Genomic DNA, 24,335 nt, shown 5'->3' with positions numbered 1-24,335 from the left:
GCCGCGTTGCGGTCCTGCGGATTATATGTTGGCCAGAAGAACACTGGCCGGACGACGCATGTCACGAGAAGCTAAAACCTTCATCAAAGCCTCAAATGACTTTTCTTATATTTGGAGTTGTATATTATATACAACTCCAAATATATATGTTCCTAAAACACTTGACTCCAAACGATATACGTTGTATCCTAATTTCAGGAAATGATTAAATCGTGAGGGAGCGATGTTCATGAGTACGGATAAAGTTGCTTTATTGGAACAGAAGATTGATGAATACGGACGTAAGATCAAGTCATTAGAAGATCAACTGCAAGCAGTGATGCGAGCCATTGATATGAAGAATGACGTACCTGAAGACCGTGAATGGGTATCAAATTCGGCCGGTGACTGGTCTATTAAGGTTGTCTATCCTGGTATTTACACACAAACTCATGAATCATATCCGACCGCTGGCTTCCCAAAAAACCGCAAAAAAACAGCAGAACAAGTTACCCCAGGACAGATGATGTTTATCTATGCTACTAACCCAGTGAAACGAGTAATCGGGATGACCAGGGTTACCTCAACGATGAAAGAAGTCGGTGGCCAGTGGCCTTACTCCGTTGATCTTGAATGGGTGCTTGGACCAAAGCAAGGCATTACCTTTGCTGAAGCCGGCTTAGATATTCGCCCTCGCATCGGTGATACGCTCTATGCCATTACTGAAGAGGCTGCTCATCGCATGATTGATCTACTTGAGAAGCAACCGGATCTTACAGAAGAAACCATTGCTTACCTTTCAAGTGAATATAAAACACAACTAAAAGTAGTCACTCACAAGGATGCAATCAAAAGACTTCGTGAGGCTGGCATGGATGAAGTAGCAGATGCTCTGGAGGACTTCAAAGCTGATGATGGTAGTGTTCGAGGATGGGATGAAAAAATAGAACGGGGTGACTTATACCGTCGTTACCCCAAAGCCCGTGAAATCATTTGGCCGGAAGAATACGGGATTTGAAGGCCTCCTTATTGATCATATGGAGATCAAAAAATTAATGATATTAAAAAAGAGAGATTCCAACTCAATGGGGTCTCTTTTTTGTTTATTCTTTGTTGCGGCCATCCCGGTTTTGACCGGAAAGTCCCAAACCGATGTAGGAAGACTCGAGGAAGTCGCCCAGGGTTTGAATCGCAGGTTAATTCCTCCAGCTGTCGCTCATGGCTCCTTACGTTTTCTTCAGGCACATCCGAAACGTGTGTCGTATCCGTAGATCATAGCAAACCACGCAGCCATCCTTCATGCAAGGGTGGCTTTTCTCATTCGAGAACGCCATCCCTCCGGGCAGATCCTTGCACTCCGGAAGCCTGCGCGGTAAGGGCGCTATGACGGCTACGACACACGGATGTTTGCTCTTTGAAAACTACATACGCCAACGCTTAACCGGCAGATGGAAAACTGCTCATCAAACCAAAATCAAAAGAACGCTCATCGCCGCTCGGCTAGGCCGGCAACCGAAGCCGGATGTTAGGTAGAGGAAAATCAGTTACGGGAGATGATTTGTATGTATATTGCACAATTACCAGTCAAGGATCAGAAGGAGATTGCTTTCAAGCTGAGAAACAAGCTAATCGCTGAGGGCTATTCAGAAAATGAAATCACTCAGGCAGTTAAGGATGGGATGAATAGCAAGGTTTCTGATGTAACTTACCTGATTGACTAAGATTCTTCCCCTAAATAAAGATGGATCCATCAAAGGAGATGAGATTTAATGTTGAGTCACAATAAAGTAAATGATTACGTGGTGGCTGCTACAAATGACACGAATGCAGAGTTAGATCAGTTTCTTCAGGATTTATTGGTTTTGATTGAGTTTGGCCAATTTGATGATGAGGTAACACTGCATATATCAAAGGATCAGCTGGTGGATCATCTGAATCAATCAGTTGAAGAAGTAGCTGGATTGAGACCATTTGTTAATACTCTGCTTATCAAAATTCAGAATAATGAGTTTGAACCAGAGGAAAACGAGAATTATACAGTTGATTATTCAGAGGAGTGGTAATGATGGTGAAATTTCGTGCTAGTAGTTTGAAAGGCCGAGTTAAAGAATTTGCGGCATATATTGTAAGCAATGCGGATTTTGATGATAAAGTGTGGCTTGTTGAGAATTCGTTTGTTTTGGATGGTAGTTATCTCGCTCAATGGAGGCGCATGTTCCCCCAATTATTGAATAGTCCAGGTTTTGAGAATGCCATGGACAAGATCCTTCTTTTTTTAAAGGAGGCCGGGTATGAAATTAGTGAGACCCATGAGCTTAATTTGGTGACATTGGGATCACTGTATTGATGATTTGCTTAAAGCTGAGAAGCCGCCAGTTTGGATTAGTAACAATATATAAGAGCAAAGGGAGGCCGGTTGGCCTCTTTTTTGTATAAGCCAATGGAAGTACCGCCTGCGTGGCGGTCCCGCGGATTCAATAGGTGGCCAGATACCTGGCCCTCGATGCAACCTCTACGGTGAAAAAACCTTCTCAAAAGAATTGCATGATTTGCTCACCGACTGATCGTTTGATCATTCGATACGAAGCCAAAGACGATTTGATTCGCTGTCTCATCCATGCTGCAGCTGTAACTCCTTACGTTTTTCTTCAGGCACATCCAGAACGTGAGTCGTATCCGTTGATCATAGCAAACCACACGGCCATCCTCCGAGCAAGGGTGGCTTTTCTCTTTCGAGAACGCCCATCCCTTCGGGCAGACCCTTGCACTGCGAATATCCCCGTGGTAAACGCGCTTTGACGGCTACGACACACGGATGTTTGCTCTTTGAAAACTACATACGCTCACTGCGCCTGCAGAAGGAAAACTGCTCATCAAACCAAAATCAAAAGAACGCTCATCGCCGCTTGGCTAGACTGGCCCCCGAAGCCGGATGTTAAGGGGTTTGAATCCAAATAGGGAGTGAATGTCTTGATCGAGTGTATTCTGAAAAAAATTCAAGCTAAACGATCCAATAGTCGCAGCACTAAGGCGGACATCAAGCGGATAATCTCAGCCATGAATACGGGCTGCTGGGAAGCCGTTTATCAAAGCCGATTGTATAAAAAATTCAGTGGAGAGTATTGTGAGCTATTGCAATACGTCCACGGTGCGACGGAGGGGAAACGATGACCTATAACGACTTTGATGCCTTGTATCCAAGGCAAGATCATGGTTTTGAAAGCGAACTTTCAAGTGAAGTTGACGAAAGCTTTATTGATTGGCCGTGGGACCCGGACGACTTTGTGTCCGGTCCTTTTATCGAAGAATAACAACGAAGGGTCGCATCGGGACAAGTTCTTATTTCACACTTCTAGGGGGATGAACGGATGAAAAAGCCAGTCGCCGCACTGTTCGAAATTAACGATAACAACGAACTCGTTATGAGCTGTAAAGGGCCTGTGGGCGAGAGTCATTTTGTATTCTCGGTACCGGAAGGATATACCCCTTCTGACCATATGCCAAATCATACTTGTGATGAATGGATGTATCGTATCCAGGATGCGAAAGCTTCCGGTGAACTCTCAGGAGATCTTGCGGATAAGATGATTTTGAGCTTGCAGCGACTGCCGGACTTATCCCCGAATCAAAAAGTGTGTGTTTCTTTTAGTCTGGGCAAAGACAGTGAAGCTGTTTCTATTTTGGCAGCGATGAAGTATGACAAGGAACAACTGATGATGCTGTTTGCAGATACGGAGGATGAGTGGCCCGAAACCTATAATTTTCATCCAATTTATGAATCATGGATTGGTATTCCCATTACGCCTCTGAAGACGGAAGGGATCCATCGGCTTTTACGTGAGCGAATGCCCTTTTGGCCAATGATGGGGAGGCGGCACTGCACCAAAAATTTAAAGATGCTGCCGCAACGGGATTACCTCGATGAGCAGGGCTTTGATCAAGTACGGAAACAGGGGAGAGCCAAAATACCACCTATTGCACGTTTTCGGGATAAGACCCCGATCGAAGTCAAACAGCCGGCGCCCCTCATGTTATGTGGCGAGAGATGGGCTGAATCTGAAAATCGCTCCCAACTCCCCTATGAATCCAGGGATGACCTTATCCTTCGATACACACAGCGTCCGGTTTTGGAATTTACGATTGAAGAAGTCTGGGAAATGATATTCTGGGTCCGGGCACCCTTTAACCAGGTCTACCATTATGTTAAGCGTTGTGCATGCGCCGGTTGCCCATTTGCTTCGAACAAGGAGATTGAGATCTTAGGTGAACGGCATCCGCAAATGTTAGAGGAGTGGTGCGTAACTGAAAAGATCATTGGCTACCCGTGGAAGAAAGTCGGATTTCGTTCGATTTATATGAAACTGGTTAAAGAACGAAGACTTGGAAAGTATAAAGTTTCTGTATTGGAAGGTACAGAGAAGTACTCGGCACCGGCAAGATATCATCACCTCGAATAAAGGAGAGATCGCATCATGAGTACATTTGTGTCATAAATTTATGACATAAAGTTACCATCTTGGTTGGAGACAATGACACAAAGTTCCCCCTTTTTAATGGTGCTTTGGAAACTATACAGAGTCTTCGCTCCAAAACCACGAGTGTATGTGTTAGAAACAAGTAGAAGAGGGCAAAATAGAGGGACAATTCGGGGGAATCCTCTCAAAAAACAAAAAACAAGAACGCACGTCCCTTTTTACAAACACTTACACAAAATCAAGATTTAGCCTTTTAGTAAGTAAAAGGCAGGAATCTAAAATTGTATCAAATTTAATTGGTCTTAATATGATATTTTATAAGATTTTTCATTTTTTATTTATGGAATATCTTAAATAGACTTCATGAGGAGTGTTGAGATAATGGCGATTAACTACACCTATTCCACATGGAAGAGAATTCCTGCCCAATTGGAGCCGTATCATATTATAAGAACCGGGGCAAGTAATGTTAAGCCGGAGACAATTTTAAGACCAGTGCATAACACAACTTATATGGGTATCAATGGTGGTTTTTTTGCAGCTGATGAAGGTTATAATCGTCCCCCAACAGCAAGTAGGTCAATTGCTTGGGCTGAAGAAGATGAAAATCAAACGATTACGGTTGAAGGTAGGACTTTATCTAAAAACTATTTGTATAACGGAACTTCCGCGAATCCTCTTAGTAGAAAGACCTTTTTCATATATAGAAATTCATCTGGGGTATCGACACCAGCATATATGTATGCATCTTCAGCAAATGATGTATTCGGGAATTATGGAAAAGCAAACGTAAGAATGATTGTTGGTGGAACTGATTTTAATGAGTCAAGTTGGGGAACCTCTTATAATCTGCCTTTAAAGAGAACAGCAGTATCATTTCAAGGGACAAGTGTTTACTTGATGGTAATAGCGAGTGCGACTATTCCTGTTTTAAGAAGTGATATTGAAAACATGGGGCTTTCCCCTACAAATACTGTAATACTCGACGGTTCTAACTCAACTCAAATGAATGTTGAAGCAAATGGCCAATGGATTCAAGCCCCTCGGTTATCAGATCGTTATGTATTCAATATGTTACGCTTGCGAAATGCTTTTTAAATACAGAAAAATCCCATCTGAATTAGATGGGATTTTTTACTTAGAAAGGAGATTACTCTCCCCACTTTTTGTAGAACAATATATCCAATAGACCGAAAATCAAAGCACTTATAATAAAGATATAAGCATGCTCAATGTTAAACCACTGAGCGATAAGATATGAGACAACTCCAACTAATAAGAACGTTACTAGTAATATCAAAGAATTGCCTGTAAAGAGATGTACAATTGTTGAAGTGATACCTCCGATAAGTAAAACAAAACAGTAAATAACCGCTGCATACATCAAAATGGCATAAAATAAATCAGTGGAAGATAAACCTGTAGGATCGTTTTTAGAGGTAATGTTAGTCCAGTATGTTGAAGTTAGCAGACTCACAAATACAGAAATAATCAAATAATGGTAAATCCTTTTCTTTGTCATTATAGATTGTCCTTTCCAAAGAGGCATTGATTTCAAATGAATCGTATCATTTTATTTAGACAACTACTACTTACAATTTTGTTTCTTATTATCTTAATATTACCAAATAAAACAGAATCATAAACTCTCGCATATGTGCCAAACATGATATTGAGACATATATTCTATTGATCTATCAATTCAATGGCATTAAAGTACGTCAAATCATTATATAAAAATCCTGTATTGGAAGGTACCGAGAAGAACTCGGCACGGCAAGATATGATCACATCAAATAAAGGAGAGATTGCATCATGAATACAGTCCATGAGCAACTGGTATTTGACTTGGACGGTATTCCTATGGACATGCCCCTGGAGATTAAGCCAGGGGATCCTATCGAGATTTTTCCATTAAACGAGTATGATCATGTCATCTTAAATATTTCTGCCGGTGCCGACTCCATGGGCTGTCTCTTCGAACTTATTAAACAGGGATTGGATTTATCTAAATTGGAATTATGGCACCAATGCGTAGATGGACATGGGGATCAGTACAGAGAATTTTGGGACTGGCCTTGTACGGAATCGTATATTGAGAGTGTTGGGAAGTATTTTGGCGTACCGGTTTATTACCAATGGAGGGATCAGGGGTTATATGGGGAGTTGATGCGCGAAAATCGATTGACTGGAGATGTATTCTATGAAGAAGATGGCCAGACTGTTCGCCTTCCAACAACCAAAGGTAAGAAGAGCACAAGGCGTAAGTTTCCGGCACAGAGTGCAGATCTTCAGATCCGTTGGTGTAGTGCTGCGGCTAAATCGGATCCAGCCAGGCGCGTGCTGTGTAACACTCCACGGTTGAAGGGGACACCGATGAATCCTAAAAAGATACTCTTTATTACCGGTGAGCGCCGATCTGAGGGAGGTAACCGGGCGAATTATCATAAAGCGGAGAAACATATATCCAGCACAAAATCCCGTATCGTGCACCACTGGAGACCTGTCATAGATGACTGTAAACATAAAATGTTTGAGCTGCATCGAGCGTTTAATATCATGCCGCATCCAGCCTACTATCTTGGATTTGGTCGAGTGTCTTGTATGGGGTGTGTTTTTTCTACAAAACATCAATGGAAGGCCATTCAGCATATCGCTGCTGAACGTTTTCAGCAATTCGTGGATACCGAAATCGAAATTGGTCATACCGTCAACGTGGATATGAATCTTATTGAAAAAGCAGCCAAAGGAGCGCTCGAGAAAGTCCTGCCATTGGAGGATCCGCGGTTACCAGGTTGGATTGATCTTACGCTGAGTCGATCATTCGGTGTAGATGATTTAATCATGAAAGAGTGGGTCATGCCGATCGGCGCAGATCGGGGATGCGAGGGAGGGCCACAGTAGGGCGGGCGGTTTTCAGCGCCCGGGCTGTCCGGTCCGGCCGCATGCCGCCGCCTCCCCGGCCAGCCGGGGCCGGCCTTGCGGCCGGAAGGTAGGTCAAAATTTGATTTTGACCCTTCTATTTCAGCTTTGATAGCTATATTACATGGTATAATAGAGGTACATATGTTCCTGCATTTTTATATCATGAAGTTAGTTGTTCAGCTGCTAACAGGGGCTTGTTTGTATTGTGTACTTCACAAGATCATGATTTCTTCCGCAAAAACTAAGAGATGCTTTACGGGTAAGCTATGAATGGAGGTTTGTCTAGATGAAACCATTATCATTAAAGGAATTAGAAGAGATCGGTCGCCTGGCAGCTGATAATGCCAGAAAATCGGCACATGCAGCTGGTACGTTCTTCAGCTATTCAGAGAATGGGAAGATCATTCGTGAGTATCCGGATGGTCGTAAAACGGAGGTGGCATATGACGAACGAGGCCATGTCAAAGAAACTCCTATCTCCTGAAGATCGGCCATCGATGACGGTGTTTGCTGGCACAAATGGTGCAGGTAAGTCGGAGTTGACGAACATTTTAAAACATCGGAATCCAGATGTAGTTGTCATCGATGCGGATGAAATTGCAAGAGGATATCGTCATTTACCTCAAAACAAAGCCGATTTTGCTGCCGGACGTGAAGCTGTGAAGCGTGTTCGGGACTGTATTCAATCCGGAAAGTCTTTCTCGATCGAAACGACCTTGGGTGGACAGAATGCAATAAGGCAAATGGAGCTTGCAAAACAAGCTGGATTTAAGGTCAATTTGTATTATGTAGGCCTTGATAATGTAAATCTTCATATCGAGCGTGTAGCTCAACGTGTAGCTAAAGGAGGCCACCACATTCCTGAAGAAGATATTCGCCGGCGATACGTGACTTCACTTGAAAATCTTCCGAAGGCTATGCGCTTGGCAGACCATTCTTATTTGTTTGATAATTCGAAGGTGTACCAGATTCAAGCCGAGGTTTACCGTGGACTGACGAAGTATCAAGTGCCGGCCAATGAAATGACCGCATGGGCAAAGTCGGCGATGAATGAATGGAATAATGCTTTGAAGGAAGTACATAAAGAATTACAAAATGAACAGCAAAATCTTTCGCGGCAGCTGAAGGAAGTCCGGAAAGAACTATACGAGCTTGAAAATCCGATTAGGGCCCAACATGAGTTATCCAAATTAGAGGCTCGTAAAGCAGATCTGGACAAGCGCTATGAGGCCTTAAAACCAAAAACAATGATCGATAAGATACGGCAGCCAAACAAACATGAGCTTGAGAAAGTCGTACAGCGTCAAAACTCGGTTAACCGAGATTTAAAAATCATCCAGCAGCGTATTCCTGGGCCGGCCGAAATGAATGTAATCAAGGCTTCAATTGCATCCACCGTTTCTCTTGTGGAACTACTGGATAAAGCACTGAAAGAATGTACTAAACAGGTGATGGCCGTTGGAAATGAATTATCCAAACGTGAGCTGCACCAAGCCATGTCCCAAGTTCAACAGAAGGACATGTATCAATCACCTAGCATGGAACGTTAGGGGTGCCCAGGATTCTACTTCGAGAAGGGGTGTGTGTCGTATGAGATTTGACTTTTTTAATGATACCGGTAGGGAGGTTCGGATTCACCCAGCCACTTTTGAAAGTGGGTGTGAGGTAAATGCTGAGAAGATTCAACCCTTGGAGATTCGGTCCTTTACGCTATCGTCGGGTACCTACCCTGTGTTAAAACTATGGGATCATGGGGACTTTATGATGATTTATGTAAGGAGTAACCGACTTGACGAGAGTTAGAGATCCAACTGAATACAACATGAACAAATTTGTGAAGAGGATCGATTTTAGCGATCCTCTTTTTGCTTGTCATTCTTTTTAGCATCTTCGAAAGCCCTCATTAGGTTGTTTATGGCTTCGGTTAACGATTCTACCTTTTTCTCAAAACGGATCAGTAGGAAGATGGCAATAAAAATCGCAAAGCCTGTCTAATCCCCCAGTTCGTTCAGTCGGGCAGGGAATGCGACTCACAGGCTCTACGCAGCAAGCTGCCAAGAGCCTGTAGATTCCATTTCCCTTCTCATCCTCCTTTGCGTTCCGAAGCCTTTTGAAAGCCATACCTGTACGACCAGAGCCTCCACATGCGGAGGCTCTTTTTTTTGATGTTTCGAAGATGCAGAGATTGAAGGTTAGCGAACAGATCCTAGTTATGCGATGGCGGCTGTTTCTCTCGTTTTTTCCGCAATCATCCGTGGGCGTGTCGTATCCGTCATGATAGCCAATCATCCAGAACCCCTCCAGGCAAAGGTGAAAAAACTTTTTGGGATTTCGCCAAAAACTTTCTTCATCCCTCCGGGCAGACCTTTGCCTTCCTGGAACCTGCATGATTTACCGTGGCTATGACGGCTACGACACACGGATAAATTGCTCTTTGAAAACTCCATACTCAGCAGCAACTACGCAAGTCAGATCTCTGGTCACAAACCTTTAAACACCGCGCTCATCGCCGCTAAGGCTAGACCGGCCCTCGAAGCCGGATAAGGGGTTAGGCCCCAATCCCAATATCCATAAGGAGGAAAACATACATGAAAAAGACCTCGCTTTCTACTTGGTTTGAAACGTTTTTCGATGAAAAGAACCTGCAGGATGAGATCTACACGATCGAGCACGAAGGACAAATTCACATTATGGAAACATCGGTTGTGATCGAATACATCATTCACCACACAGATTCCGACTCTCAACGTAAAATTCAACAGGTTTTGGTGAAGATGGATTTTCATAATAGGAGCCACAAGACGTTTCATGATTATTTGAAGTTTTTGTCCAAAGCCTATGTTCAACAGTTTGCTTAACCAATCAGATTTTCTAATTCTATTCAATGAAAAGGTAAAGGAGATTGATAATATGTCACAGACAATTGAAACGTTAAATATCTCAGGTAAGGAAGCAAAGAAGCATATTGCTGAAGCACTCAAAATCGTTTTTCCTGGCGTTAAGTTTTCGATGCGGAGTTCATATAACAGTGTTTACGTCACCTGGACGGATGGACCGTTAACGATCGATGTGGAACGTGTTCTGAATCGGTTTGAAAGTTATACCCGCGTGTTATGTGTGACGGATTATAAAAAGGCTACGGGTTATGAGTGGAAGGGGCAGCATTTTATCGGGCCCGAGTTTCTTTCCACGAGCCGGTCATTGTCAGATGAACGGAAGTCCATTCTCTTTCGAGAATTAGAAACCCACGGTTCTCAATGGGGAGATCTTAATGTATCCGTACGCTATGAAGTGGAACGGGATTTGATTCGAAGAGGTCTCTTAAACGGTGTATCCCCCCGGGATCGTCCTGATCTTCTGTTGGATTCGAAGCCGGTGCTAGATAACCGACAGAAGCCCAATATCTCAACCCCTGAAATCAAACCTACTATCGAGCTGCTTCAGCCATTGGATGAGCTAGCTGGTAAAAGGCTCGCTAAGGTATTCCAGTTCCCCATTCAGAAGCCTGTAGATCGGTTAACCCCCGTTCAGCGATTAAAGCTGAAGACGCTGCAGCTCTTCATCGAGAAAGAGGATCTGACTGAGTTGTCATTTGAGGGCGCGGATATTGATCAGCTTTTTGAATTGGTTGCTGAGGAAATCTGCAGTAACTGATTCCAGTCCAAATAGGAAAGGGTTTGGTGATGAAAGATGAGTAAATCATCCGAAAAGATGTTATCCATCGAGAATGAACTGAAGCAAGTTTCCGAATTGCTTGAAATGCGGCGCAGCGAACTCGAACAGCTGGCATGCAGACTCGAACCCATACATCAGGATGTAGTCTCACTTTCTCAGACTTTGGATCAATTGATTCTTCGTTTTATGAAGCTAAAGAGGAAGCTGCTTCAGGAAAAAGCCAAAGAGCCGACTACTAAAAAGTAATCGCCTCTAATGGGGGATGCGTATAACTTCGCAGGCTGTACGCCCCCTAATCTTATCAAACAGGGGAGAGTGTATTCAATGATCACTAATGAGGCTTTGTGGAACTTAATCGGTTTTATTTTATTTTTTGGTGTAATCGCTACGGCTATTTATAATGCAGGGCGCCTGGACAAAGAGGCAGATGATGCGGATGTCTTAACGGAAATGGCATTTACATATCACAGGCAGGTTCAATCTAAGGGCTGTTCGTTTATTTATCCAGGCTCTGAAGGTCAAGTACAAACGGGGAGGATTCATATTCTATTTACAAAAACTAAAACGGAACTACTCCGTAATAATCGGTGCCAGATATGTTTTGAAAGTCTACAAATTTCCAAAAGAGATAGCTTGACTTAGAGTGAACTTAAAGGTGTAAGATGGGACCAAGTCGCAACAAAAGGAGTTCCTTGAAATGAATATTAAAGAAGTTGCGGAAAGAACCGGACTTTCTGCACATATCATTCGATTTTATGAAAGAAGTGGATTGATTCCAAAAATAAAGAGAAACGATAGCGGAATACGAGAATTTACGGATTCTGAAGTAAACTTTCTTATATTTATGGTAACTCTCAAAAAAACAGGGATGTCCCTTGAAGATATTTCGGAGTTTACAAAAGAAGGCTGCATACTGGAACGATTGGAATCCGGAGAGATGCCCAAAGAGCCAGTTAGCAATCGACTTTCGATTCTTATGGATCATCAGAATAAGTTACTTGAACAACAACAAAATATTGAATTACTTATTAATGCCGTAGCTCAAAAAATTTCATTCTACGAAAATTACATTGAGGGCACGGGTAAAAAAGAAACGGAGTATTTTAAAGATGACGGAAAAAAGATATAAATGGGAACAGCGGAAAACGGGTATTGGAAGGATATAGATGGGGGCTTATTCCATTTTGGGCCAAAGATATTAAAATTGGTTACAAGATGATTAATGCTAGGGCTGAATAAAAAGCAGCCGTATCGATTTCAGGTCAAATCAAAGGGCGTGTATGGTTTTGCTGGTCTGTATGATGAGTGGAAGGATGAGGACGGAGAGACACTGCGCAGCTGCACCATCATAACCACAAAACCAAATGATCTGGTGGCAAATGTTCATGATAGGATGCCTGTTATATTGGAGGAAAAAACTGCAGACATCTGGCTGGATCCGGATGTACAAGACAAAGAAAAGCTTCAGGAATTATTAACCCCTTTCCCTGCAGCCAATATGCTGTCCTATCCAGTGTCTGCAGCAGTAGGTAACGTTAAGAATACGGGTTCCGAATTAATAGATGAGATTCCTTTAAACTCAAAATAAAACCCACTCCCATGCGAAAGCTTGGAGTGGGTCTTATTTTATCGAGCCACCAGAACAAGTCTTTCCCCATAATGGCTCGAGGGAGTGCAATCCATTAGCGGCGCGATACTGGCTGACTTGTTTCCGCTAATAATCGGCTTTTTCATTGTCATTCATACTTTTACAAAACGAAACTGTGTTTTCTATCTTGAAGCACGTGCAACCGTAGTTGTCTCAAAGTGGTAGATCTCAGCAACCGCCACAGGCTCACTCGTATTTATCCAAACCAATTGGCGAACGTCCTTCTGTCCATTAAGCAGCAGCTCAAGTCCGCATAGCATGCCGGTCGAAATATGGCCGGGATAAACGACATGAACCCGATCCATTACCTGATCGCCGCGCAGCCTCTTACGGCTGAATGTAAAACCCTTCAACCATAACGCGGTGACCGCGATCTCCTCAAAAAGGAAGCGCAGCGTATTCTCGTTCGGATCTTTGCGGTATTTTCTCAGATGAGTATCCATGGTCTCGCGCACGGAAGCGTCGGACTCGTAGGAATTGTGGAGGTGCCTATAAAGCGCGTCAAACTCGTGCCAACAGGAAGTTATTTGCTCATCCCAAGAAACAAAGGCGAAAGCTGAACGGTCGAGGCAAAATACGTCATTCTTATCGCCGTGTGCAATTCGCCTAAAGATTTTTTCGAAACCCAGCCGCCATTCGGCTTCTCGTTGCAGCAGGCTTAGCCGCTGGCGCGCAGGATTGTCGCTTACATTGTTTAGGTAAACGCCGCTTGTAAATACCAGATCAACATCAATTGTCGGTTCAACCATAAATTTGGCCAAGCCGAACAAGGAATCAAGGATACATGCCGGACTCTGTGCCAACTGTATCCGGGCATGGGATATGGGAACTGTAAGAAGCTGGTTTCGTAGCTCTAGATCAAACATTTTTAAAAAACTCCTTACTTTTAAATTAGAACAACCTTGCCAATTCTCGGGATCCTCCTCGGTTACAGAGAGCTTTGCAAAGATTCCTGTCAGATTCCAATTTCCAATAAACAGCGGTTTCCTACCGTAACTTCACAAAGATACCATATGTAAGTCGAAGCTAGCACCTGTCGTCGTAATTTCATGGGAGGGTTTGCCCGTTTTATCGTCCTACGGTACTTTTGCAGCTGATTAATACAGATTAGCAGTGCCGTTCCCTTCGAAAGTGTTTGGTGGGGCTCTTACAAGAAACCTACACGTACATTCACCCATTAAATATTAATAGTTCCGGGGGGCCCGCCAACAAAACGTGAATTTGATCAAACAAATCGGAATTTCCGTTCTGAATTGTTTTGTGCAAGCGCTGGTTAACCTTCAATCTAAGGAAAACCAGAGCTAGTTTGCTCGGCTTACCAAGTTCCTATTTCCATTGAACCTGATCAGGCAGCGTTCAATCCACATTGCTGTAAAGCCTATCTACGACCGTACGCTTAAAGATGAGCTTGTCCGGATCGCACGGACAAACAGAGAAGCCAACGAAGGAACGACGAATGGTGGACACGATACTAACAATCCTAAGAAGGGGCTGCTGCTCCTATTGCAAGGCGCCACCCGTCTATGTATGCCGTTATTGTTCCGAAGAACATTAAACCTTTAATTATAATATTCCTCCCTTAAGCTAATATTTTTTAACACGAGTGTCCTGTTCGTGCATCCCTTTCAATGTCTGTATAATATTTTTAAATATTTTCCAATCTAATATATTAAAATCTTACAAGATTCGACATGTGTAAATCAATGGGTCTTGAATCCTAGTATTTATCTCAACTTTCACAGAGCGAAAAACAGCTTAATACCTTGCCAGTTATGAATTTAACCATCGAATGGTTTACGTCTTGAAAATAGAAAACAACACTAAGTCATGCTTAAAAAAAAGGGAATACCCAATGAACATGGGGAGTTTGTTATTACTGGAGCTATCGATCTTGAGGGGAATATAACAAGTGTTGGGGGAGTAAAAGCTAAAACATATCTGGCCATAAAGAATTCAGTTCCGGTAATCTTTCTCCCTAAGGGAATGAATTATTCAGAAGCCAAATTAATGAAAAGGCTGATGAAGAGTAATATTGATATCGTCCCAATTCAGAAGCTTGGTGATATTGAGGCATATTGGAAGTAAAGAAGCATTATACGAGATATGTAGCAGCTGCAGATCGTGGCCAATGCATGATACGCCGGGGGCATCGATCCGGAAACGTCCGGACGTGCCGGCAGGAGAAAAGAAGTCGCGGAAACTGAAAAAAGAGCCTAATGAAGGGCTCTTTTTCTTTATATAAACCAGCGATCTATTCACGATTTCTTGTTGCGTTCGTTTGACCTTATCGATACCGATCTGCTTAAGAGTAATGATCAACGCTTTGAATTGGATTATTGGGTACCTTATTGCTAGTTTGTTAGGTTGTCAGTGGGCAACTTGTAATGTAAATGTACTATACAAGCTTTATCTGATCGTGCCGAAAATAAAAAGAAGGGGGAATTATATTATATATGAAAAAACTGTTCTGGATCATGTTTTTGGCGTGTTTCTTGGGTGGCGTAGTATTAACCATTGGTAGCGAAATAAATAAAAAGAGGTATTCTTCATTATCTTCAACGGCAACGGAATCGTTCATTAGCACAATAGGTTCTGATACATATTTAGAATACGTTGGTGAAGTAAGTGATAATGAAGCAGTTCTATGGATGCCTGTTTCCAAGTTTTACACTTACGAAGAAGGAAAGCGAAATTTCGAAAAAAAGGTAAAATCAGATGGATTTTTCTTTTGTTATTTAAAGGATAAAAACCAACTGTACTTTATCGGCAAAGGAAGCAGAAGTATTTCAAAGGATGCTTATGACAAAAATGAGACTGTACAACCACTATATTCAATTTACAGTGAAGAAAAAATTAAAACATTACAATTGGAATTTCTAGAAAAGCACACTAACCAAGTCGAGTTGTATGGAGAGATTAAGTTGTAAAGGCTGATAAATTTTATTCGGCGGAGCTAGTAGGCGGAATTTGTCTTTGGCATAGATGTGCCAATCAAGAAAGAAGGAACTCTCCCAATAGAGAAGTTCAGGCAATTTTACGCTTAAGCAACAAATCGGTACGTAGCGTTTTCATAGCGATTGATCATTAGTTCAATGGAACAGCGACAATCTAGGATTATACTTTCACGTCCTTGACTGTCGCTGTTCCATTTTCTAAGGTCAGTTAAGATATATGGAAACTTAATTCTCTCCTTGAGCATCAACAACTGGATTTTGTCTAATGTAATCCTCCAGTGTGGCTCTCGAATCTTCTGTTAGATACTTTATTGGTACTCTAGATTGAACAAAAACAAATGCCCCAATTGATTCGTACTCTTCCTCTGTGAATCCATTTTGGCCTATGTAAGGGCGGATTTGAATTTTAAGTTGGTTTAACTGTTCAATCAAAAATCCTTCAGCAGACATCTTTTTTCCATCAAACAGCAGCTCAAATTGGTCACCGTCCATTACAGATTTGGAATTAAATGAATTGCTTTTTAGCATCGGAAAAATTCTTACAAGAACATCTGAGGTAGGGTTTAATTCAAATGCAACATAGTCTTTATCGGCTGACCTCATTCTTATGCCTAATTCTGCAGCCGGTAAGAGGGCTTCGTGCTGGTAAATGCTTGATAACTTACTTTTTAGAGTTACATGGCGTAGAATCATACTGCCTCCGTTGTTTAGTTTCTATTGAAATCGCATTAGCTCTTTACGTCTGAGATATATTTCTGGAGTTGTATAGGAATCACGTCCTTTAAGATTATTGGGAGCATTAAAGCGCTTTTACCATTGATTATAACATGCCTATGTTCCCCAGCGGTTTACCTTATAACATGTTCGCAAAAGTCGTATTTTGTACATATGTCTAAGAATCCGGAAATCGTCCTTTTAATAAGTACTTCTTCATTGCCACGATCCCATACTCAGCCGGTTATATTAATAAAAACAGCAGCTGATCTAAACCGATCGCTGCTGTTTTTATTAAGCTATCGTTTCCCGTTAGTTCAACCACCATGAGTTATCAAGAGTTATTATTCAATACTCTGAAACCATTCAGGATGTTCATCTCTAGTTATAACCACCCATAGGGAATTGTGGCAAACAGGAGTATGTTCTGTTCTTCCGTTCATTTAATTTTAGTCTTACTCACCTACCATACCGTCACCATCACGATCATCCATGTATTTGTATAACCAATGATCACTCGTTATTGGCATACTATAACCGGCTGCTTTCGCTTCTTTTATCGTTATCTTCCCGTTACCATTGGTATCAACACTAGAAAGATCATCTTTTGTATTTGGATTAGTCGCTTTTGTGTTAGAACTTTTTGAATCAGAAGGCTTACTGTCTGTTAAACCAAGGGTTTTGTTTACTTCGTCAGGATTCACATTATCAAATTTATCGACAATCACGTTACCCTTTAACGTATAGGTGTATTGATAACTGGAGGGAATCTGCGTTTTCGTGTTCGGGTAGGTGATAATTGCTTCAAAATTAGTAGCTCCACCTGCTTTGCGTATAGCGTCTTCCATATATGCTTGATCACCATGTCGGTTGAGCGTACTATCTTGTGGGGTGATATTATAAGCATTGGATACACCGCCAAGAGAATCAGCTATGGCATGTCCTTCGTCTAAAACAGCACTCTCAACCCCAGGGACCTTTGCTTCATCAGCACAATACCTACCAGACGATGAGACAGGCTCTTTATTGTCATCTTGTAGAATGATTTTATCAGCAATGACACGCACTAGTTGCCCGTGTTCATTTGTAAATGCCCAGTATTTACGCTTCCCGTAACCAACATCCACAACGACGTTAGGTTCACGATGGCCAGACAAATCACAAGCATCCACTTCAATACGTTCGTATCCTGAGAATAGATCGTTATTTGGTTGGGTTGGCGTTTCCTCGACTGCCGGTTCATCAACAACCTTTTCTTCTCCTTTTGGTTCCTTAATGGCCTCGGTAATAGTTCCCTCTGCTTCTTTATCAACTTTGGTTACTTCTTGTATGGCGTTTTCTCCATTTGTAATAGGCGGATCTTCTACATTGGTGCAACCAACCATAAAGATGATCGTTAAAATTAAGATTAAATAGTTCATTTTCTTTTTCAATTTAGGACTCCCCTATAATTTCATACTGTTCATTCTAAAAACGACGACTATAACTTATCGTGTTCTATAATCTTACCATAAAAGACTAATATCCTATTGAATTATCCTGCCCGTTTGTTTAATAAAAGGGCGTCTACTGCCGACGATGAAATCATATCGGGAATGTAACAATGTTCTTGTCATCGGTCGGGAATGTTATCAAGTTCTTGTCATTGTGTTTTGTCAAGAACTTGATAACATAAATATAAAAAGCCGCATAATCAGCAGCTTCTAATGTAACTATGTTTTTGTCACCCGACAGGAATTAAAAACACACCACTCAAAAGCTTAGAATTGTCGGATACTCTGGAGAGGCTCGATGATATGCTTTAGGGGACATTTCTTGTGATACGATTATTGTTCAAGTCCTTCAAAATTGCATCGCCAATCAGACACCCATGCGGGAAAATAATCTAATCGGTGAGCTACTCTCTGTGAAGCAATGTTACTTGCAATTACGTCATAACTCGGTATTTCTCCACGTTCCAATATTTCAAAAGTTAACCTGTTTACAAGATAACTAGCCAATCCCAAATTACGATATTTGGGTAATACTTCTATGCCAATTTGCCACAGTTTTGTACAGGTTTTGCTTGCTCCTGCCATACCAACAAATTCCCCATCTTGCTTTGCAAGCACTGCTAGATCAGTCTGCCAGGGAAGATTCGTATCATATATAATAGCTTCATTGAATCTTGTAACATCAAATAAACTGACCACTTCTTCTCGCTTAATCAGTTCAAATGAAAAAAAATTCGGCGGTGACATTGGCTTAATTCGTTTTACATCAGGCAGAAAGTGCAAGTAAAGACCTCTGATAAATGGTAAGGAGAATATGGTATCCCTGGTTTTGCCCTGCATCTGTGTTTTGGCAATTAACAACCGTTCAGGTGTAGCCGACACTACAATTGATTTTCCCATAGAAAGGATCTCGAAATAACGTGCCTTCCTTGGAAACGGTCTGCATCCTGGATTTTCTTTAGCTTCAACAAAAATAATGCTATCCTTTTCGCCGTTCAGGTCATCGATAGAGCAATTCAGGTCAATAGCAAGTTGTGATTGCACAATGAACAGCATTTCTTTTTGTGTCATAATCATCGTTACCCTTCCTTTCGCTTCTGCAACGCAATTCTTCTCTAAAGATTCAGATTATACTTCTGCTTATGGCCACACTGATGGGAAATCTTTTTCTTGTACCCTCTGTACTATTCTTTCAACACAATTTTCTAGTCCATTGGTAAAGGTATCAACTTCAATATCGTAAGTCTCTTCCTTATGTACAAAGTCCAATTGTGATTTGGATAATCCTATTCTGCGGTCCCCTCTTTCTTTTTCTCGACGTTCAAGCTCTGTTGCTGGACAGTGAACACCCACGAACAATATAGGATACCCGGATAGAATTGCTTTGCAATCCGTTCTTGTAAATTCGTCATGAATAACATGGTCAATAATTAGATTAACTGCTTTATCAGAAAACATGGCGATCGTTCGATGGAAAAAATATTCGGTTTCAACCGAAATAAGCCGATGGTTGTCCCTGTCTTCCATTCGTTCAATGACAAGATCAAAATCGTCGATACTATAATGGTAATAATCAGGTAGCCGTTTAAGTAATTGTTTGGCTAGTGTTGTCTTCCCCGAGCTTGATACTCCATTCAGGAAAATAATATTTCCTCTTTTCATATGTCCCCCTCAGATTACGTCATACTAAATGAATTACAAGATGAACGATAGCACTATCTCCTCCAGCAAATCACAGATTAAAAACTCGTTGAAGTCCTGCACTCTCGTACCAGATGCGTGATCTTTGATAAAAAATAAACCTATCCAGATTGTCGAATTATTTTTGCAGCCTATTTGCCCTTAGTTGAAATATAAAGACAGCCGATCGCGTCGCCGGCTGCCTACGTGTCTATTTCGTTATCGTTTCCCGTTAGCTTAATGTACTCGTTGACTTCGCTAGCTTAATTAAGTCATTTTTGATGAAATAGAAACCATTCATTAAAGGGTAGCCTTTTGTTCTAGATTATGTATGATACGGGGCGCTGCTTCATAAAAGAAATGAACCAATTTTTTCATTTGTTCCACAAAATCTTCACTATCGGGAGCACCTATATTCACTGCTGTTTTTTGACCGTTATATACTTCATTGAATAATGGGATTTCACGATTGTACTTCTCTTTAATATAATCTCTATGAAGTTCACTCATTGCAATAATTATATCGTACTCTTTAAAGTGATTTTCATCAAAAAGCGTTCTTTTGAAGTCAGTGGTGTCTATATTCAATTCATTCATTATATTAAAGTGAATATTGGAATACTTGCTAATATCACTATTTGCTCTTATCCCAGCGGAAGCAACCTTAATTGAAGTCTTATTAATACTACGGAGAAAATCCTTCATACAAAATTCAGCTATTACGCTTCGAGTAAAATTATCGGTACATACAAACATAATATTCATTAAAACCAACTCCATTCTAATGACCATTTTATGGAATTATAGCAAATGAAACAGGAAAATTACCATCAATATTTTTCGATTGATTATTCAACTAATCTGCCCGTTAGTTTAATAAAAAGGCGTCTAATCATCTTTGTTTGCCGGCGTCGATGAAATCATATCGGGAATGTAACAATGTTCTTGTCATCCGTCGGGAATGTTATCAAGTTCTTGTCATTGTGTTTTGACAAGAACTTGATAACATAAATATAAAAAGCCGCATTATCAGCGGCTTCTAATGTTACTATGTTTTTGTCACCCGACATGGATTGTGTCACAATTGGCGTGTTTGCCTCGATCAATCAATTTATCACTCTCCTTCTCTTTTAAATAAAAAAATAAAAAAAGCCGCTGATAGCAGCTTTTATATTATGGTTAATCTTTAATTTTATCCGATAAAGCTTTAATTACTGCACAAAGTTCCTGATCTTTTTGAAGCATTTGAACTATTTTATCGTATGCATGAATAACTGTAGTGTGATCTCGGCCTCCGAACTGTTCACCTATTTTTGGTAATGAAATGTCAGTGAGTTCTCTGGATAAGTACATTGCGATCTGACGCGGAAATGCTACTGCTTTTGTTCTTTTTCGTTCTTTAAAATCTTCTATCTTAATTCCGTAAAATTCCCCTACTCGCTGTTGAATCTTTTGTATAGTAATAGTCTTAGGTCCTACAGACGGTAATAAATTTTTAAGAGCTTCTGCGGCCATTGGGACCCCAATATCCTGGTTGGTTAGGGATGAATATGCTATAACGCGAATAAGAGCTCCTTCTAATTCTCGGACATTAGTGAAAAAATGGTTTGCAATATATAGCATGACATCGTTGTGAATATCAAGTTTTTCAGACTTTGCTTTTTTACACAGAATAGCAATCCTTGTTTCAAGATCCGGTGGTTGAATATCAGTAATAAGGCCCCACTCAAAACGGGAGCGCAATCGTTCTTCTAGCGTTGGGATTTCTTTAGGTTGTCTATCACTAGAGATAATGATAGCTTTACCTTCTTCCTGAAGAGCGTTAAATGTATGAAAAAACTCCTCCTGTGTTTGTTCTTTACCTGCTATAAATTGAATGTCATCAATCAATAAAACGTCTATATTTCGATATTTATTTCTAAATAATTCGCCGCGATTATTCATAATTGCATTTATAAATTCATTGGTAAATTTTTCAGAAGATATATATAGTACTTTTGCTTTGGAATTATGATCTAATACATGTTGGGCAATCGCATGCATTAAATGAGTTTTACCGAGTCCAACTCCACCATACAAGAAAAGCGGATTATAAGCTTTACCCGGTGCTTCAGCTACTGCAAGTGCAGCTGCATGTGCAAAACGGTTCCCTGTGCCTACAACAAAGTTTTCAAAAGTATATTTTCTATTCAATGAAACTTTTGGATCTAGCTTCGTTTCTGTGGATCCAGAGTTCATTTTCAACGACTTACCCTTCTCAGACAAAATCTCTTCATCCTCGATTATTACCTTGACAGTGATATTTCGGTTTAAAGTTTCATTCACTGCCATTCTTATAAGGTTAATGTAACGTGTTTCTAACCAATCTTTCGTAAACTGTGTAGGGGTACTAATAATAAGTTCAGTTTCACTAAAAGTAATAACCTTCGTAGAATTTAGCCAGGTATCAAAACTTGGTTTGCTAATCTTTTTTTCAAGTTCACCCAGTATTCTTTGCCATAGATCTTCTTGGGTATCCTTCTGCACTTATTAAGTACACCTCCACATAATCAGTTCCGTTTAGATATGTTTCTAATACTTATCAGGTACTATCGATGACTTTCTATTTCCGCTTGTTTTTTGATTGAATCAACAGTAAGTGTGAATGCTTCAGCTGCCTTATATGCATCTAATGCATTTTGAAGACGTTTTACTTGTTGATTTAACTCATTCCTATTCTCTTTGACCTTTATTGTTGCACGTGCGACGTCAATAAGCTCTTCTCTTGCTGCTTGCATAGCCCGGTTATGAGCTTTCTCAATTATTTGTACTGCCATATGAGTATAAATCGTTGCAAACTCCTTATCGCCGATCTCTTGCTCACGAGCAGCCAAGTCACTCTCACTGATTACCCAATCTCCGGAGTCGTTTTTCGAAGCGGCTAAACGCCCGTCATTAATCATGTTAAGAATGGTTTTATAATGAACCCCAAGTAACAACGCTGCTTCTTTAGCATTCACTATTACTCAACCCCTTATCTATAGTTATCCATATATTAAGAGATAATAAGAAGAAAGTAAACGAAGAATAATATGTTCCTGATTTCTTTTCTCAGCCTACCAATAATAAAAAGCCGCTCAAGTGAGCGACTTAACTTCGTTCCATTTAAATTTAAATCGTATAATAATGTTTACAAAAATCACAATGCAATTCTATAAATGAACCTAAGCATCTTTTTGGGGGTAGTACCAGCGAAGCTGATACCACCCGCAAAGTAGATGGATATATATGTGAAAAAACGAATCAGAGCTTAAAAATATCATTCAGTTCGTTCCAGTTATCCCCAATCCAGATCATCTCATCAATAAAGCGTCCCATTGTCTTTTCACTGCTATACATCGCATGTACCCACTTGAACTCCTTATACCAGGTAAGTTTAATGGATCGAACGAGTTGCTCATTAGATAAGCTCATATGTACCCTGTAGCCTTCTACATAAGCCTCTACAGCATCCAATCGCATTTGGTCATCTTTAAGAGCACACGATAACAACGCTCGTGAGATATCAAAATCAGGATAAACAAACTGTACTCGATCAAAGTCGACAATATCAGCAACTCCATCCTTGTAAAACAAAAGATTGTCAACATGCATATCCCAATGGGCCCATCCCTTAGCGCATTCATTGAATATATCCATGTCTACTCCGCTAAGTATTTCCATTTGCTTTTGAATGGCTAGTACGTATTTTCCGTGATTTGCTTCCTCTGTCTCATGCAGATTCAACTCTAGTCTTGCAATCATTTTATGTTTGCTCGGCAAATCCCAATGTAGAACTGTGCGTCGAGGCATATGGATACTCATCCATTTGTGCATTCTTCCAGTGGTTTCCCCAAGACTGTACATTTGTTGGAGGTTAGCAGTCCCTGCCTGAATAAGCTCCCCCTTACTGACACCAGTAATCATATAGTCTTCATCGGATTGTAAACGATGAATATACCGATTATTGTACGCATATACAGGCTGACAAGGAATGCCATCACGATACATCAAATCTTGATACCGCAAAGCTTCGTGAACATCTTCAAGTCCTCTTCGGTATCTAACTTTACAATATTTCTTCACGAAATAGGATTCGCTGTCGGTCTTCATGATCCATTTCATATTTCCATATCCCAAGTTATTTGCTTCTACCGATTGAATATGCCATCCAAACTTGCCTTTGAGGTCATTAATGATCTCTTCCTCAATAAGATTTATTGTTCTAGCTACTTCCATAGTGATCACCTCTTCAATAATGGAGTATGCGAACCAAATTGGTTAAGCGCCTTAATAAGATACAGAACTAACGTTCTTATTGATAGTAGTGTATTATCTATCAACTGTAAAGTACTTCCAATAACCGAAAGAGAGCAAAAAAACATGTAGTTATCATTAAATTCCCCATTTAATTACATTCGCTTTGCCGGTGATGTCAGCTTCGCTGGTACTACCCCTTCCTGTGTCACAACCCACGAAAAATACTGTCCAGGATTGGATATTTCAAAATCAAATAACATTGAACATTACATAGTATTTTGTACATATGTCTGTAAACCGGGACCAGAGAAAAACGCCTATCATTATGGAAGGAGATCTATCTCCGCACTGACTGTAACGGCAACTTTTTAAGGCCACTCCTTGCGGAATGGCCCTTACTTTCATATATTGAACGATCATTTCCGTAAAACAGTTGATTCTAGTCTCTCGATTCAAAGTAATTGATCGGCCGGATCTCAATCCCCCATCCAAACTGCTCGCCCGATGCCACTTG

27 protein-coding genes and 1 pseudogene are annotated in these 24,335 nt (G+C 40.9%); 18 read left to right on the top strand and 10 right to left on the bottom strand.

Going from position 1 to position 24,335, the window contains the following annotated elements; translation table 11 throughout:
- Positions 1 to 229: 229 nt before the first annotated feature.
- The 10 genes from ACQKPA_RS32370 to ACQKPA_RS32325 all read left to right on the top strand — a co-directional run bounded on the left by ACQKPA_RS32370 (position 230) and on the right by ACQKPA_RS32325 (position 8,929).
- Complete coding sequence (locus ACQKPA_RS32370; RefSeq protein WP_427496377.1) at positions 230 to 997, top strand: hypothetical protein; 768 nt, start codon at positions 230 to 232, stop codon at positions 995 to 997.
- A gap of 544 nt (positions 998 to 1,541) precedes the next feature.
- On the top strand, positions 1,542 to 1,700 hold the full coding sequence (locus ACQKPA_RS32365) for a hypothetical protein (protein WP_427496376.1): 159 nt from the start codon (positions 1,542 to 1,544) through the stop codon (positions 1,698 to 1,700).
- A 48-nt stretch (positions 1,701 to 1,748) separates the two neighbouring features.
- The gene (locus ACQKPA_RS32360; RefSeq protein ID WP_427496375.1) at positions 1,749 to 2,042 is read left to right on the top strand and encodes a hypothetical protein; all 294 of its coding nucleotides are present in this window, start codon (positions 1,749 to 1,751) and stop codon (positions 2,040 to 2,042) included.
- A complete protein-coding gene (locus tag ACQKPA_RS32355; protein ID WP_427496374.1) occupies positions 2,042 to 2,326 on the top strand; it encodes a hypothetical protein in 285 nt (94 codons plus the stop codon). Before ACQKPA_RS32360 ends, ACQKPA_RS32355 begins: the two co-directional genes overlap by 1 nt.
- An 820-nt stretch (positions 2,327 to 3,146) precedes the next feature.
- Positions 3,147 to 3,290: a hypothetical protein gene (locus ACQKPA_RS32350; RefSeq protein ID WP_427496373.1), complete on the top strand. Its 144-nt coding sequence runs from the start codon at positions 3,147 to 3,149 to the stop codon at positions 3,288 to 3,290.
- 57 nt (positions 3,291 to 3,347) lie between these two features.
- Entirely contained in the window at positions 3,348 to 4,436 is a 1,089-nt protein-coding gene (locus ACQKPA_RS32345; protein ID WP_427496372.1) for a phosphoadenosine phosphosulfate reductase family protein, read from the top strand.
- A gap of 399 nt (positions 4,437 to 4,835) precedes the next feature.
- The gene (locus tag ACQKPA_RS32340; protein ID WP_427496371.1) at positions 4,836 to 5,552 is read left to right on the top strand and encodes a hypothetical protein; all 717 of its coding nucleotides are present in this window, start codon (positions 4,836 to 4,838) and stop codon (positions 5,550 to 5,552) included.
- 717 nt (positions 5,553 to 6,269) lie between these two features.
- Entirely contained in the window at positions 6,270 to 7,358 is a 1,089-nt protein-coding gene (locus tag ACQKPA_RS32335; RefSeq protein WP_427496370.1) for a phosphoadenosine phosphosulfate reductase family protein, read from the top strand.
- Positions 7,359 to 7,665: 307 nt separating this feature from the next.
- Positions 7,666 to 7,863 carry a hypothetical protein gene (locus ACQKPA_RS32330; RefSeq protein WP_427496369.1) on the top strand — a complete coding sequence of 66 codons (198 nt, stop codon included), beginning with the start codon at positions 7,666 to 7,668 and terminating at the stop codon, positions 7,861 to 7,863.
- Positions 7,823 to 8,929 carry a zeta toxin family protein gene (locus ACQKPA_RS32325; protein ID WP_427496368.1) on the top strand — a complete coding sequence of 369 codons (1,107 nt, stop codon included), beginning with the start codon at positions 7,823 to 7,825 and terminating at the stop codon, positions 8,927 to 8,929. The genes ACQKPA_RS32330 and ACQKPA_RS32325 overlap by 41 nt, the downstream gene beginning before the upstream one ends.
- Positions 8,930 to 9,229: 300 nt before the next feature.
- Here ACQKPA_RS32325 and ACQKPA_RS32320 read toward each other — a convergent pair whose 3' ends face one another.
- Positions 9,230 to 9,358, bottom strand: coding sequence for a YvrJ family protein (locus tag ACQKPA_RS32320; RefSeq protein WP_427496397.1), 129 nt, complete (start codon positions 9,356 to 9,358; stop codon positions 9,230 to 9,232).
- 609 nt (positions 9,359 to 9,967) lie between these two features.
- Here ACQKPA_RS32320 and ACQKPA_RS32315 point away from each other — a divergent pair.
- From ACQKPA_RS32315 to ACQKPA_RS32290, 6 genes and pseudogenes are all read left to right on the top strand, one after another.
- On the top strand, positions 9,968 to 10,237 hold the full coding sequence (locus ACQKPA_RS32315) for a hypothetical protein (RefSeq protein WP_427496367.1): 270 nt from the start codon (positions 9,968 to 9,970) through the stop codon (positions 10,235 to 10,237).
- A gap of 52 nt (positions 10,238 to 10,289) precedes the next feature.
- Complete coding sequence (locus ACQKPA_RS32310) at positions 10,290 to 11,033, top strand: LPD29 domain-containing protein (RefSeq protein ID WP_427496366.1); 744 nt, start codon at positions 10,290 to 10,292, stop codon at positions 11,031 to 11,033.
- A gap of 36 nt (positions 11,034 to 11,069) precedes the next feature.
- The gene (locus ACQKPA_RS32305; RefSeq protein WP_427496365.1) at positions 11,070 to 11,300 is read left to right on the top strand and encodes a Spo0E family sporulation regulatory protein-aspartic acid phosphatase; all 231 of its coding nucleotides are present in this window, start codon (positions 11,070 to 11,072) and stop codon (positions 11,298 to 11,300) included.
- A gap of 78 nt (positions 11,301 to 11,378) precedes the next feature.
- Entirely contained in the window at positions 11,379 to 11,696 is a 318-nt protein-coding gene (locus ACQKPA_RS32300; protein ID WP_427496364.1) for a hypothetical protein, read from the top strand.
- Between the two features lie 55 nt (positions 11,697 to 11,751).
- Positions 11,752 to 12,183: a MerR family transcriptional regulator gene (locus ACQKPA_RS32295; RefSeq protein WP_427496363.1), complete on the top strand. Its 432-nt coding sequence runs from the start codon at positions 11,752 to 11,754 to the stop codon at positions 12,181 to 12,183.
- 23 nt (positions 12,184 to 12,206) lie between these two features.
- Positions 12,207 to 12,642 (top strand): annotated as a pseudogene (locus ACQKPA_RS32290) (SOS response-associated peptidase).
- Positions 12,643 to 12,824: 182 nt separating this feature from the next.
- On the opposite strand, the gene ACQKPA_RS32285 reads toward ACQKPA_RS32290, so the two are convergent.
- Positions 12,825 to 13,568: a hypothetical protein gene (locus ACQKPA_RS32285; protein ID WP_427496362.1), complete on the bottom strand. Its 744-nt coding sequence runs from the start codon at positions 13,566 to 13,568 to the stop codon at positions 12,825 to 12,827.
- Positions 13,569 to 14,529: 961 nt separating this feature from the next.
- Here ACQKPA_RS32285 and ACQKPA_RS32280 point away from each other — a divergent pair.
- Entirely contained in the window at positions 14,530 to 14,787 is a 258-nt protein-coding gene (locus tag ACQKPA_RS32280) for a S16 family serine protease (RefSeq protein ID WP_427496361.1), read from the top strand.
- 368 nt (positions 14,788 to 15,155) lie between these two features.
- Positions 15,156 to 15,629, top strand: coding sequence for a hypothetical protein (locus ACQKPA_RS32275; RefSeq protein ID WP_427496360.1), 474 nt, complete (start codon positions 15,156 to 15,158; stop codon positions 15,627 to 15,629).
- 252 nt (positions 15,630 to 15,881) lie between these two features.
- Here the strand turns inward: ACQKPA_RS32275 and ACQKPA_RS32270 are convergent, their stop codons facing one another.
- From ACQKPA_RS32270 to ACQKPA_RS32235, 8 genes are all read right to left on the bottom strand, one after another.
- Entirely contained in the window at positions 15,882 to 16,349 is a 468-nt protein-coding gene (locus ACQKPA_RS32270) for a hypothetical protein (protein WP_427496359.1), read from the bottom strand.
- Positions 16,350 to 16,825: 476 nt separating this feature from the next.
- Positions 16,826 to 17,803 (bottom strand): DNA/RNA non-specific endonuclease, encoded by a 978-nt coding sequence (locus ACQKPA_RS32265; protein ID WP_427496358.1) that lies wholly within the window; start codon positions 17,801 to 17,803, stop codon positions 16,826 to 16,828.
- 393 nt (positions 17,804 to 18,196) lie between these two features.
- Positions 18,197 to 18,940, bottom strand: coding sequence for a GNAT family N-acetyltransferase (locus tag ACQKPA_RS32260; RefSeq protein ID WP_427496357.1), 744 nt, complete (start codon positions 18,938 to 18,940; stop codon positions 18,197 to 18,199).
- A gap of 63 nt (positions 18,941 to 19,003) precedes the next feature.
- Positions 19,004 to 19,525, bottom strand: a complete 522-nt coding sequence (locus ACQKPA_RS32255; RefSeq protein ID WP_427496356.1) for a chloramphenicol phosphotransferase CPT family protein — start codon at positions 19,523 to 19,525, stop codon at positions 19,004 to 19,006.
- Positions 19,526 to 19,843: 318 nt separating this feature from the next.
- Positions 19,844 to 20,308: a hypothetical protein gene (locus tag ACQKPA_RS32250; protein ID WP_427496355.1), complete on the bottom strand. Its 465-nt coding sequence runs from the start codon at positions 20,306 to 20,308 to the stop codon at positions 19,844 to 19,846.
- A 414-nt stretch (positions 20,309 to 20,722) separates the two neighbouring features.
- A complete protein-coding gene (gene dnaA, locus ACQKPA_RS32245; RefSeq protein ID WP_427496354.1) occupies positions 20,723 to 22,069 on the bottom strand; it encodes a chromosomal replication initiator protein DnaA in 1,347 nt (448 codons plus the stop codon).
- A gap of 62 nt (positions 22,070 to 22,131) precedes the next feature.
- A complete protein-coding gene (locus ACQKPA_RS32240; protein WP_427496353.1) occupies positions 22,132 to 22,542 on the bottom strand; it encodes a helix-turn-helix domain-containing protein in 411 nt (136 codons plus the stop codon).
- A gap of 283 nt (positions 22,543 to 22,825) precedes the next feature.
- Positions 22,826 to 23,800 (bottom strand): phosphotransferase, encoded by a 975-nt coding sequence (locus tag ACQKPA_RS32235; protein ID WP_427496352.1) that lies wholly within the window; start codon positions 23,798 to 23,800, stop codon positions 22,826 to 22,828.
- Between the last annotated feature and the right edge of the window lie 535 nt (positions 23,801 to 24,335).

It is taken from the genome of Paenibacillus sp. NPDC093718 (assembly GCF_050279985.1).
Lineage (GTDB): Bacteria > Bacillota > Bacilli > Paenibacillales > Paenibacillaceae > Paenibacillus_AQ.
Note: the sequence above shows the minus strand (reverse complement) of the source record. Positions and strands in the feature narration are given on the sequence as shown.